12 protein-coding genes are annotated in these 11,614 nt (G+C 52.8%); 4 read left to right on the forward strand and 8 right to left on the reverse strand.

Annotated elements, in window-relative coordinates:
- Positions 1 to 118 precede the first annotated feature (118 nt).
- Entirely contained in the window at positions 119 to 781 is a 663-nt protein-coding gene (gene can, locus L977_RS20895) for a carbonate dehydratase (RefSeq protein ID WP_014882586.1), read from the reverse strand.
- A gap of 107 nt (positions 782 to 888) precedes the next feature.
- On the opposite strand from can, the gene L977_RS20900 reads away from it, so the two are divergent.
- The 4 genes from L977_RS20900 (at position 889) to L977_RS20915 (ending at position 4,438) form a co-directional block, all read left to right on the forward strand.
- Positions 889 to 1,815: an ABC transporter ATP-binding protein gene (locus tag L977_RS20900; protein WP_023332105.1), complete on the forward strand. Its 927-nt coding sequence runs from the start codon at positions 889 to 891 to the stop codon at positions 1,813 to 1,815.
- Positions 1,812 to 2,582, forward strand: coding sequence for an ABC transporter permease (locus L977_RS20905; protein WP_023332106.1), 771 nt, complete (start codon positions 1,812 to 1,814; stop codon positions 2,580 to 2,582). The genes L977_RS20900 and L977_RS20905 overlap by 4 nt, the downstream gene beginning before the upstream one ends.
- Positions 2,583 to 2,686: 104 nt before the next feature.
- Complete coding sequence (locus L977_RS20910; RefSeq protein WP_014882589.1) at positions 2,687 to 3,127, forward strand: PTS sugar transporter subunit IIA; 441 nt, start codon at positions 2,687 to 2,689, stop codon at positions 3,125 to 3,127.
- 63 nt (positions 3,128 to 3,190) lie between these two features.
- On the forward strand, positions 3,191 to 4,438 hold the full coding sequence (locus tag L977_RS20915) for a polysaccharide deacetylase family protein (protein ID WP_047626860.1): 1,248 nt from the start codon (positions 3,191 to 3,193) through the stop codon (positions 4,436 to 4,438).
- Between the two features lie 2 nt (positions 4,439 to 4,440).
- On the opposite strand, the gene L977_RS20920 is transcribed toward L977_RS20915, so the two are convergent.
- From L977_RS20920 to L977_RS20950, 7 genes are all read right to left on the reverse strand, one after another.
- Positions 4,441 to 5,517, reverse strand: a complete 1,077-nt coding sequence (locus L977_RS20920) for a fimbrial protein (protein WP_197061811.1) — start codon at positions 5,515 to 5,517, stop codon at positions 4,441 to 4,443.
- 25 nt (positions 5,518 to 5,542) lie between these two features.
- Positions 5,543 to 6,145 (reverse strand): fimbrial-like protein, encoded by a 603-nt coding sequence (locus L977_RS20925; RefSeq protein WP_045281037.1) that lies wholly within the window; start codon positions 6,143 to 6,145, stop codon positions 5,543 to 5,545.
- A 13-nt stretch (positions 6,146 to 6,158) separates the two neighbouring features.
- Positions 6,159 to 6,722 (reverse strand): fimbrial protein, encoded by a 564-nt coding sequence (locus L977_RS20930; protein WP_014882593.1) that lies wholly within the window; start codon positions 6,720 to 6,722, stop codon positions 6,159 to 6,161.
- A gap of 25 nt (positions 6,723 to 6,747) precedes the next feature.
- Positions 6,748 to 7,320, reverse strand: a complete 573-nt coding sequence (locus tag L977_RS20935; protein ID WP_023332110.1) for a fimbrial protein — start codon at positions 7,318 to 7,320, stop codon at positions 6,748 to 6,750.
- Positions 7,321 to 7,343: 23 nt separating this feature from the next.
- Positions 7,344 to 9,941 (reverse strand): outer membrane usher protein, encoded by a 2,598-nt coding sequence (locus L977_RS20940; RefSeq protein ID WP_045134590.1) that lies wholly within the window; start codon positions 9,939 to 9,941, stop codon positions 7,344 to 7,346.
- 77 nt (positions 9,942 to 10,018) lie between these two features.
- Positions 10,019 to 10,762, reverse strand: coding sequence for a fimbrial chaperone (locus L977_RS20945; RefSeq protein ID WP_045269066.1), 744 nt, complete (start codon positions 10,760 to 10,762; stop codon positions 10,019 to 10,021).
- Between the two features lie 81 nt (positions 10,763 to 10,843).
- Positions 10,844 to 11,455, reverse strand: coding sequence for a fimbrial protein (locus tag L977_RS20950; protein WP_023336764.1), 612 nt, complete (start codon positions 11,453 to 11,455; stop codon positions 10,844 to 10,846).
- Positions 11,456 to 11,614: the final 159 nt, after the last annotated feature.

The following is an 11,614-nucleotide window of genomic DNA, read 5'->3' on the forward strand; positions in this document are numbered from 1 at the left end:
GCGGCCTGATGCCCTCACCCCGGCCCTCTCCCACAGGGAGAGGGAGCAAACCCAAAAAACTGCAACCTGGTTGCCGTTTTGCTTTTACCTCGGCGCCACCCGGCTTTTTAACGTGCACTTATTTGTGGTTCACATGCTTAAGCTTGAGGTTGGCAATCCCTGAGCGGTAACGCTGTTCCAGCGTTTCGCGGTTGGTGGCGGTGACTTCCAGATTGCGCAGCAGACCATCGTGAATACCGTACGCCCAGCCGTGGATAGAGACCTTCTGCCCGCGTTTCCACGCTGACTGCATGATGGTCGAATGCCCAAGGTTATACACCTGCTCCATCACGTTGAGTTCGCACAGGGTGTCCATGCGACGCTCCTGCGGCATTTCGCCCAGCAGTGAGCTATGTTTGAACCAGATATCGCGGATGTGCAGCAGCCAGTTATCAATCAATCCCAGTTCCGGGTTTTCAACCGCCGCCTGCACGCCGCCGCAACCGTAGTGGCCACAAATAATGATGTGCTCGACTTCCAGAACGTCAACGGCATACTGAACCACAGACAGGCAGTTGAGATCGGTGTGAATCACCAGGTTGGCGACATTACGGTGAACAAACAGTTCTCCTGGCTCAAGGCCAGTCAGACGTTCCGCCGGCACGCGGCTGTCGGAACAGCCAATCCAGAGAAAGCGCGGGTTCTGGGCTTGTGCGAGTTTTCCAAAAAATCCGGGGTCTTCCTCCACCAGCATTTTTGACCATAGTGCATTGTTGCTAATGAGTGTATCTATGTCGTTCATGGAGGTTAGCGACCTGTAACCAAGTAATTGCGTTGCGCTACTATAGGGTAACCCGACTTTTAATGAAACCACACAACGTGTGTAAGAACTGAAGGTAAGTTAAATTCATGGCAATTGCACTGGAGCTTGAGCAGCTTAAAAAAACCTATTCGGGTGGCGTTCAGGCGCTACGCGGGATAGATCTTAAAGTAGAGGCCGGGGATTTTTACGCGCTTCTGGGGCCGAATGGGGCAGGGAAATCTACCACCATCGGGATCATCAGCTCGCTGGTGAACAAAACCTCCGGCCGCGTTAGCGTGTTCGGATACGATCTGCAAAAAGATGTGGTTAACGCCAAACGCCAGCTGGGGCTGGTACCGCAAGAGTTCAACTTCAACCCGTTCGAGACGGTGCAGCAGATCGTCGTTAACCAGGCGGGTTATTACGGCGTTGAGCGCAAAGAGGCGCTGGAGCGCAGCGAAAAGTACCTGAAGCAGCTCGACCTGTGGGAAAAACGTAACGAACGTGCGCGGATGTTGTCCGGCGGGATGAAACGCCGCCTGATGATTGCCCGTGCGCTGATGCATGAGCCAAAACTGCTGATCCTCGATGAACCGACCGCGGGTGTGGATATCGAACTGCGCCGCTCGATGTGGGGCTTCCTGAAGGATCTGAACGATAAAGGCACCACCATTATTCTGACCACTCATTACCTGGAAGAGGCTGAAATGCTGTGCCGGAACATCGGCATCATTCAGCACGGCGAGCTGGTGGAAAACACTTCGATGAAAAACCTGCTTTCCAAGCTGAAATCAGAAACCTTTATCCTCGACCTGGCGGCAAAAAGCCCGCTGCCGAAGCTGGAAGGGTACCAGTATCGTCTGGTGGATACCTCGACGCTGGAAGTGGAAGTGCTGCGCGAGCAGGGGATCAACAGCGTGTTCTCTCAGCTGAGCGCGCAGGGGATTCAGGTTTTAAGTATGCGTAACAAAGCGAACCGACTGGAAGAGCTGTTTGTCTCTCTGGTGCAGGATAAACAAGGAGACAAGGCATGACGCATCTTTATTGGGTCGCGCTGAAAAGCATCTGGGCGAAAGAGATTAACCGCTTTATGCGTATCTGGGTGCAAACCCTGGTGCCACCGGTGATCACCATGACGCTCTATTTCATCATCTTCGGTAATTTGATTGGTTCCCGGATTGGTGAGATGCACGGTTTTACCTATATGCAATTTATCGTGCCGGGTCTGATCATGATGGCGGTGATCACCAACGCCTATGCGAACGTGGCGTCGTCGTTCTTTAGCGCCAAATTCCAGCGCAATATCGAAGAGCTGCTGGTGGCACCCGTGCCGACGCACGTGATTATCGCCGGGTACGTGGGCGGCGGCGTGGCGCGCGGTTTGTGCGTGGGGATCCTGGTGACGGCGATTTCGCTGTTCTTCGTCCCGTTCCAGGTCCACTCCTGGCTATTTGTCGCGCTGACGCTGCTTCTGACGGCAATCCTGTTCTCGCTGGCCGGTCTGCTGAACGCGGTATTTGCCAAAACGTTTGACGACATCAGCCTGATCCCGACCTTCGTGCTGACGCCGCTCACCTACCTCGGCGGGGTCTTCTACTCCCTGACGCTGCTGCCGCCCTTCTGGCAGGCGCTGTCGCACCTGAACCCGATCGTTTATATGATCAGCGGCTTCCGCTTTGGCTTCCTCGGTATTACCGATGTACCGCTGTTTACGACGGTGGCGGTGCTGGGGGTATTCATTGTCGCGTTCTACCTGCTGTGCTGGTATCTGATCCAGCGTGGTCGCGGTCTTCGCAGCTAACCTTTTGCCCGGCGACGTTCTGTTTGCCGGGCGCTTTCTTTGACAGTTATCACCGTAAGCTAACCTTCACTCCGCTAAACTACTTGCCTGCTAAGGAGAGAGTTATGCTGGGATGGGTTATCACCTGCCACGATGAACAGGCGCAGGAAATGCTGGACAAACTTGAGGCCAGATTGGGTCCGCTGGTGCAATGCCGGGCGGTTAACTACTGGCGTGGGTTAAGCACCAACATGCTCAGCCGGATGATGTGCGATGCGCTGCATGAAACAGACACCGGTGACGGGGTAATTTTTCTGACGGATAAATCAGGCGCTGCACCTTATCGTGCCGCCGCGTTGCTGAGCCACAAGCACGATAATTGTGAAGTGATCTCCGGTATCAGTCTGCCTTTACTCGAAGCCATGTATCCCCTTCGCGCCTCATTAAGCAGCGCGGAGTTTCGTCACGCCATTGTGGGGGAGGGCATGCCTGGGGTGAGCAGCTTGTGGCACCAGCAGCAGAAGAACCCGCCTTTCGTTCTGCTTCACGATCTGTATAAACATTAAACATTGGTATTGATGTCGCTTTTGCTACAATGGCGACTGATTTTCCGTGTCGATTTATATCCTATGTTCATGCGCGTTATCTTTATCCTTTTGCTGCTGGTGTCCGGTGGGGCGTCTGCCAGCCTGGTGAGTCAGCAAGGTCTCCCTGCTCACTATATGCAAACCACTGAGGATGCAGCCATCTGGGCCCAGGTGGGTAACGACGTGGTTAACGTGGGCAATGTGCGCGCCGGGCAGATCCTCGCGGTCTTTCCCGCCGCGGCGGATTATTATGAATTTCGCTTCGGATTCGGCACGGGGTTTATTGATAAAGCGCACCTTGAAAACGTGCAGGGCAAGCAGCGTGTAGAGGACAGTCTGGGCGATCTGAATAAGCCGCTCAGTAACCAAAGCCTCATCACCTGGAAAGATACGCCCGTCTATAACGCGCCCAGTAGCGGAAGTGCGCCCTTTGGCACCCTTAGCGCCAACCTGCGTTACCCCATTCTGAATAAGCTCAAAGACCGTCTGAATCAGACGTGGTATCAAATCCGCATTGGCAATCGCCTGGCGTGGATCAGCAGCCTGGATGCGCAGGAAGATAACGGCATCCCGGTTCTCACCTACCACCATATTCTGCGCGACGAAGAAAACACCCGTTTTCGCCATACCTCCACGACCACCAGCGTACGTGCGTTCAGCAACCAGATGACCTGGCTTCGCGATCAGGGATACGCGACGCTGACGATGTACCAGCTGGAAGGCTACGTGCGTAACAAGATGAACCTGCCCGCGAAGGCGGTGGTGATTACGTTTGACGATGGGCTGAAGTCGGTGAGCCGTTACGCTTACCCGGTTTTGAAAGAATATGGCTTCAACGCGACCGCGTTTATTATTTCGTCACGCATCAAAGGTCATCCGCAGAAGTGGGACCCAAAATCGCTGCAGTTTATGAGCGTTCAGGAAATTAAGGGCATACAGGACGTGTTCGACATTCAGTCTCACACTCACTTCCTGCATCGCGTGGATGGGTATAAACACCCGATTTTATTGAGCCGCAGCTATCACGTGATCCTGTTCGATTTTGAACGTTCCCGACGTGCGCTGTCGCAGTTCAACCCGCGCGTGCTGTACCTTTCTTACCCGTTTGGCGGTTATGACAATAAAGCGATCAAGGCAGCGAACGACGCCGGTTTTCATCTGGCGGTAACGACGGTGAAGGGGAAGGTCAAACCGGGGGATAATCCGTTCCTACTGAAACGCCTCTATATCTTAAGAACGGATTCGCTGGAGACGATGTCGCGGCTGATCAGCAATCAGCCGCAGGGGTAGGATTAATTGTAGGAGATGGTGAACACGCCGGAGGCGCTAAACGCGCCGGGGGTAATCATGCTGCCATCTGCGATCAGTTGGGCCACAAAGTTTATCTGCGTCGACGTGGGGACGCCTGTTTCCGTCATGTCATACGACGAGTTCGCATCATTGGGAATAAGCTGCGAGTTCCCGTTGTTATACAAGATCTTCACGCCCGCACCTTGCGCCCCTGTTGAAAGCGTATTGCCGAGAAGGTCATGGTCTATACCCGTCAGTTTGGTTGTCGTGAGCTTAGTGGTATATCGTGCCACGCTGGTGCAGTCGTTGAAATTTATGCTAAAAGGCACGTCCTTGACGCGCTTGTATCTGATATCGGAAACAAAATAATCTCCCATATCCACCGTGTGCGTGCCGTTACCCAGCATAACGATATCACAGGTAGGCAATACGACGGGGATCTGGAATGAGTTCTCATCTATTGTAAATGTCCAGGGCTGGTTATTGCTGTCCGCGGGATCGCCTATCGACATTTTCCCCAGGGTACCCGGTCTCGGTTTTATAACGGTTTCCCTGTTTGGGTTACCCTGGTAGTCATAACCGACGTAGAGAAATATGTACGTATTAAGCCACTTACCGTCCAGCGGTGTATTTGGCCCCCATGCTGCAGTGGTATACCAGCCGGAAGTATTCGTTCCAAATAGGCCGCCGATTCCAGTGTCGGAGGTTTTTACCTTCACGCTGTAATAGATGCCGGGGATATTGGTCGCAAACATGCCCTCGTTGTACTTGCTGCCTGCCAGCAGCTCAGGGTTGGTTTGCGCCATCAGATTGTAACCGTCATTCCCGGGGCCACAATGTATCTGGATGCCCGGCGTGATGTTAACGGTAAAGATTTCATTGATATACGCCCCCTGATCGGGTAAGCGAATTGTTGCCCCCGAGTATTCAGAGTTGACCAGTTTTGTTGTACCGCCATCGCCATCATCCATTCGACATTCTGCTGCCCAACCTGACTGGCAAAAAGAGAAAAGCAGGCCGGTTAAGGCAACCTTCGCAGCACCGCTAATAAGGGGGCTGTGTGTGAATTCTTTGAACATTCTCATCCATTTCCTGTTCTGGTTATTATTCATAAGTGACGTCAACGCGTATTTTGCTGGTCACCGTCCCGCCAGTAACAACGCCTGTGTTTTGATATCTGACGTAGAATTCATAATCCGTTATATATGCAGAACCCTCACCACTCACGTCGTAAACGACTTTTGACGTTCCGTCGTTATTTAATACGTTGGCATTATTTTTTCCGGAAAAAATCACCACGCCGACGTTTCTCGCCGTTCCTGCAGCAGTATCATCGCTTTTAAATACCTGGTTTTGTCCCGGCCAGAATCCTGATTGAGGAGAGAAGCTGAAATTCAGCTTTGCAGGGTTGCCGCTTTCACCATAGCAGTCATCGACATGAATCTTAAAAGGTGTGCCGCCTGCATCATCGCCAGGAACATAGCGATCGCTACCATCAGCGTTATAAAACCAACTACGTATAACCGTGGGGAGATAGATTTCTCCTCCATTATCAACGGTTACCTTACAACTGCTATTAACAATGTTGGCGGTAATGTTCGTATCCAGGCCTGAATTTGCCCGGCCTACGTCAGGTAAAAGCCCACCAGCCAGGCCGACAAGCAACACAAGACCGGGCTGGCGAAAGAGAATCGGTAATTGTTGCATGACAATTCCTGTATTACTGATAGGTTACGGTGAAGGTCACAGGCGCAGTTACCGAGCCTGTACCCACATCAGCGATGGTCTTATCCTTCGCGATCACGATACGGGAGTTCATCGGGAACTCACCCACGCCGCTGGTGATGGTAACCGCCTGCGCTGCGGGGGGCGTCTTACAGTTCAGTTGAAGGCCGGAATCCACCGCGCCAGACCAGAGCTCAAAGGCGGTGTTCTGGCCGGCGGCATAAGCGTCACCGTCCAGGTTATTACCTGAGCATGAGCCGCCTGTACCGGACGCCGCAGACACCATGGCTTTTTTCACGCCAGCGCAGCCCGTGAATGAGATTTTCAGCGGTTCTACGCGACTTTTGTTTTCCAGATCAGCTTTATACACATCACCAAAGTTCACCTCAGTGGCATCCGCGCCCGCGCTGTTGGTCACTTTCGCCGTACAGGTGCCAGCGGTGATGGTTGACTGGACGGTTAGCTTGGCGCTGGGGGTGCCTGTAATCGCTGCATTTGCCGTGCCGGTAGCGAAAAGGGCAGCAACGGACAGGGCGAGTAAAGTTGAGTTAAATTTCATTTGAGTGCTCCGTTATCTGCACAAATCATTCGTAGCTGAATTCAAACGTCACTATGGCTTCGAAATCGCCTGTGGTCATTTTGCCGGTTTGGGTTTCTTTCAGAGTCGCCACCAGGGGGATTTCCTTGCTGGTGATTTCCGCCGCGGACCAGACCAGACGCTGAGCATCGTTGGTCGAGTTAATGGTGAACGGTGCGTCCGGGGCGGATGCACGGGCAATGGTGACGGCTGCATAATCTGCACCGCCGCTGGCGGTCGTTTTCGAGTTACTTACGCCCGTTAACAGATCGGTGTTCTGCGTACCCTTCACCGTGGTTTTCAGGTCGCTCAGCGAGGACGGACATTCAACGATGGCCAGCTTGAATTCAGCTGTCGCTGTACCGGCCTGCACCTGGTCGAGACGGATTTTGCCCTGTGAGTCTCCGATTTTAAGCGTCTGCTCGGTATTGGAACCTGAGCCGCCAACCAGCTTCATATCACAGGTCGTTTCACGAAGGTTGGCGGTAAAGTTAACCGTAAGATCGGTACTGTGTGCCGTCCCTGAAAGCGTCAGCGCTGTCATGACAATGACAGACAGGCTGAGAAGCATCTTTTTCATATGATTTCTCTTAATTTCCCGGATTACATTTCACATGTTTGGTTATTGAGGAGGGTAATGAGCCCGGCTTTCTCTAAATCGGGTTTCAGCTGATAGCGCACGGTGCAGGAGCCGTCCTTGTCACCGCTCCAGACCACGCGGAGCACGCCGCTGTTCTCGATACCGCGAACATAGGCCTGACCGGCCTGGCCCACGGAACCCACCGATTCATTTTTTTCATTCAGCACGTCAGCGCCCAGTGGAATAAAGCCGTTATCGTTACGCTTAAGCTCAAGAACGACCGAACGTCCTTCGTCGGTTTCAAAATTCACCAGCACGACAGAACCGCTGCGCGGTACGGTGGTGGTGGTGGTATTTTTCACTTCAACGTCGTTTTCGAGGGTCCTGATATCCAGCGAAACCCGGTTTTCCCGATACGCGGACATATACGGCAGAATGCCGTAGCCGGAGTCGTCAATTGTGCCTGCGCCGTAGCCCACACCCGCGCCCTTCGCACCGCTGGCCTTGACTACCGCGATGGCATCGTTATCGCCAATGCTGCCCGGTGCGAAGGCGATGCCGCCCGCGTGTGCGACCATCCCGCCGCTGTAAGAGGCGGAGAACTGCTTGCTATTGTCGTCACCAAACGAGGCGGAAACGCCGAGCGGACCATAGCTGCTATTTAGCGAGCTATAACCACTGATTTGGTTCAGGTTGCCGTAGTTACCGCTGCTGGACGACGTACTGACGGAGTAGCTGACCTTGTTATCCTGAGTGTTGCCACTCGCGGAGCTGTTGAAGTTAGTACCGCCTTTAAGATCGGAACGCAGGCCCATGTTGACGTTCGAGAACCCAGCTAAACGCGAGTTGTCCTGCGAGAAGACGCTCAGCGGCACGCTCAGACTGAGGTAAACGCTGTCATCCTGTTGACCGCGCTGGTCGTAAGTCCGCTGTAACGACAGGCTATAGCTACCGTAGGCGAAGCTGTTGTTGTAGCCCACGTTGTAGTTAGAGTTAGAGCCTTCCCCGTTCCAGTAATCTTGCCAGGTTCCGCTGACGTACAGCGAACCGTAATCCTTTTCAGCCGCCCTCAGAGGCTGGTTAAGGCTGATTTGGATCTGGTTTTTAGTACGCTGGTAGTCATCGTAAAGAGCCGTATTTGACTCATAGCTACGGTTGGCATAGTTCTGCTGTTTGATGCTGTTACGCAGTTGCGCGGCATCGTTCAGGCTCAGATAGTCTTCGGTAGAGAAGCGATAGGCCGCCACGTTGAACGAGGTGTTCGTGGCTTCAATGCGCTTACTGTATGTCAGACGATAACTCTGCCCACTGCGCGTGCCCAGGTCTTCGATATCCGCGTGCGACTGGGTGATGTCCAGCGCGAAAGCACCGATGGGGGTGTTCATGGCCAGGCCGAGGATGCCTGCATAGAAGTCCATGTCGGTGTACTGGGCGCCAGCATAGCCCGTGAAGGTATTGTTGAGGCCGTAGTAGAGCGTACCGTAGCCTACCTGGGGCTTGTCGATCAGCGAGTCGTCGTTCAGTTCACCCATGCCAACGTCCCAGCGTGAGGATCCAGGGCGTAGCATCTGGGTCACGGACGAGAACGGCACCGTGAACGTGCGCTTGCTGCCGTCCGCCTCTTCAATGGTGACCAGCAGATCGTTACCGTAGCCCGTGGTGCTCAAATCGTTGATCTCAAACGCGCCCGGCGGCACTGAGGTCTCATAAATTTTATTGCCGCTCTGCGTGACGCTGACCTTGGCATTGCTGTTTGCCACACCGCGAATCACCGGTGCATACCCCGTCGAACCGTTTGGCAGCATACGTTCGTCGCTATACAGACGTGTTCCGCGCAGGCTCAAGGAGTCGAAGGCTTCTCCGTTGGTAAAGGAGTCACCGAGTACCCATTGCGCGTCAAGAGAGGTGATGTCACGCTGAAGATAAATATCCTGGCTGCTGTAGTGCGTGCCGTTGTCTTTATCCCAGTTCAGACTGCCGCGCGATCGCAGGCGCCATGGTCCCATGTTGAGACCATAGCGCAGGCCCGCATAGGCGCTTTCAGAGGTTGAACCGCTGTTTTCGCTGTGCCAGCCGTTGAGATCGTAAGACAGAAGTGCCGCCGGAATGCCGTTATCCCAAAGGGACGGGTCGACATAGCCTAACGGGCGCTTAACCACGTAAATTTGCGGGAAGTTGAGGTTCAACACCTGCTTAGCACTGTCGTAGTTGACCGACGCTTCAGGATAGAATTTTTTTACATCGATGCAGGTCTCGTTGTCGTCGTCGTCCAGCTCGTCTCCGAGTGCGCGGGTATCCACACCGGACTGCGAGAGCAAAAGCCTCGTAATACAGGGTGTCGCGCGCGGCGTCCCGTTATCTTTAAAGATAATGTCAACCGTCGATTTTAACGTGCCGTTTAAATTGACCCTGGTACGGTACGTACCCGGCGCCACCGGGTTACCATGCGCAAAGCGGCTTACGTCAATATTTGTGCTTCTTGAGAGAAGAAACTGTTCGTTAAATTCGACCGCATCTTCGTTTTCCTGCGCGGTGTCATTAGCTGCGTGACTGTCTGCACAAACATGTAAGGGGAATGCCGTGCCGATCGCAAGGCATAAAAGAGAACGTCGGAACACCATGGCACATCCATTTATCAGTGCGGATAAACATATCCGCAGAGCTCATGCTATCTATTGTTATGTTGTCGGGTGGCAAATTACTTCAACGTGGTTTCGTGGTTGTCGACCCCACCGTTATCGTTAATTGTTTCGTATGCCACTTTGCCGGTTGTGGTGGTGGTTAATCCTTTGACCAGCATGGCTTTCTCGCTGAAAGGCAGAACAGACTGGTGGGCTACCTCATAGGTCTTTTGGCCCGACTTAAGTTTGACCATTGAAATCGCTACGTTGTACGGGGACTCGTTATGGGCGACGAGGCTGACGCCGTTGCCGTCTTTCTTCATGGTCCAGGTGACATGGTCGGCGGCTTCCAGCGCTGAGCCTTTCAGTCCGTCTGGACGGAAAAAGAATTTAATGCGGGTGCGGAACGCCAGCTGAAGCTGGTTTGTATTTTCGGCGTTGGCATTTTTAGGTTTTGGCGGAATTTCTAATACGTTAAACCAGAACAACGATTCGCGGTCTTTTGGCAGCGAATGACCCATGTAGGTAATACGCAGAGACTGACCTTGCTTAGGGTCGATACGTGAAACTGGCGGGGTGATCACGAACGGGAGCTTAAGTTCTTCGGGGCTTTTTTCGTCGCGACCGTCGTCCAGCCAGGACTGAACCAGCAGAGGTTTTGCACCACGGTTATCCAGGTTAACGATGACGTCTTTTGATGACTCAGGGTAAACAATGCGGGTGCCGGAAATAACAATATCGGCACTGGCGTGTGATGCTGAAAATAAAACAGCAGTAAACAGCGCGGTCTTTAATCCTTTAATTACGGATGCGTTAAACATAATTTTTCCACTTCCTGTTGGAATGATAAGAATAATCCCCCAGAAGCGGGGGATTATTTAAAACCTGCAAAACAAAGAGGATTATTCGTAGTTCATGGTGAAGGCAACTTGTGCCTGCACGGTACCGGCGGATACTGGGTTAGTGGTTTGATCCCAACCCTGGCCCTGGGTATAAGCTACTTTGTAGTACAGCTTAGCCGCGCCGCTTGTATCAACAGTGGCCTGCTGAGTGTTGTTAGTCTGGTCGATTTTCACCAGATCGGTTTTGGTGTTGCCATCGTTGCTCAGTACGAGGTTAACGTTCTTCGCAGAACCCTGAGCGTTTGCTGGTGGAACCAGCAGGCCGCCTTCGGTAGAAGTAGAACCCGCCCAGGAATTGAACTGTGCAGATGCTTTAGCCACGGTAGCAGTATCACAACCGGTCAGCGCCAGGTTGAATTTTTTCTGGCCCAGGGTGCTGGTAGTACCCAGTGCAGTGGTGCCAAAATCAGCAACAGATACGGTGTCCAGGGTGACATCGAAATCGTTACCACTCTGGTCAATTTTCTGATCCAGGGAAACTTTACAAGTGGTGTTAGACACCATGCCGTGGAAAGTAATCGTACCTGTGTCACCTGGAACAGCTGCAACTGCGGAACCTGCGCTCAGAGCCAGTGCAATTGCCATACCCATGCTAACTTTTTTAAAAGACATACCAATATCCATATTTTGAAGTTAAAACATTTAAATCAATATTTTTTTTTGGAGCTATTGATTTAAAATCTGAAATGTTATTTCGTGGCGGATTCTAGAGATTTATTTGGGGTAAGACTAGTCAACGGGGGTGATTAAAACTGCAGGTTGGTTTAAGTT

It is taken from the genome of Enterobacter sp. ZOR0014, from assembly GCF_000798855.1.
Classification (GTDB): Bacteria; Pseudomonadota; Gammaproteobacteria; order Enterobacterales; family Enterobacteriaceae; genus Enterobacter; species Enterobacter kobei.

Bases quoted from the DNA above. Each gene is read 5' to 3' on its own strand.
- can (WP_014882586.1), bottom strand. From the start codon at position 781: ATGAACGACATAGATACACTCATTAGCAACAATGCACTATGGTCAAAA.
- L977_RS20900 (WP_023332105.1), top strand. From the start codon at position 889: ATGGCAATTGCACTGGAGCTTGAGCAGCTTAAAAAAACCTATTCGGGT.
- L977_RS20905 (WP_023332106.1), top strand. From the start codon at position 1,812: ATGACGCATCTTTATTGGGTCGCGCTGAAAAGCATCTGGGCGAAAGAG.
- L977_RS20910 (WP_014882589.1), top strand. From the start codon at position 2,687: ATGCTGGGATGGGTTATCACCTGCCACGATGAACAGGCGCAGGAAATG.
- L977_RS20915 (WP_047626860.1), top strand. From the start codon at position 3,191: ATGTTCATGCGCGTTATCTTTATCCTTTTGCTGCTGGTGTCCGGTGGG.
- L977_RS20920 (WP_197061811.1), bottom strand. From the start codon at position 5,517: ATGTTCAAAGAATTCACACACAGCCCCCTTATTAGCGGTGCTGCGAAG.
- L977_RS20925 (WP_045281037.1), bottom strand. From the start codon at position 6,145: ATGCAACAATTACCGATTCTCTTTCGCCAGCCCGGTCTTGTGTTGCTT.
- L977_RS20930 (WP_014882593.1), bottom strand. From the start codon at position 6,722: ATGAAATTTAACTCAACTTTACTCGCCCTGTCCGTTGCTGCCCTTTTC.
- L977_RS20935 (WP_023332110.1), bottom strand. From the start codon at position 7,320: ATGAAAAAGATGCTTCTCAGCCTGTCTGTCATTGTCATGACAGCGCTG.
- L977_RS20940 (WP_045134590.1), bottom strand. From the start codon at position 9,941: ATGGTGTTCCGACGTTCTCTTTTATGCCTTGCGATCGGCACGGCATTC.
- L977_RS20945 (WP_045269066.1), bottom strand. From the start codon at position 10,762: ATGTTTAACGCATCCGTAATTAAAGGATTAAAGACCGCGCTGTTTACT.
- L977_RS20950 (WP_023336764.1), bottom strand. From the start codon at position 11,455: ATGTCTTTTAAAAAAGTTAGCATGGGTATGGCAATTGCACTGGCTCTG.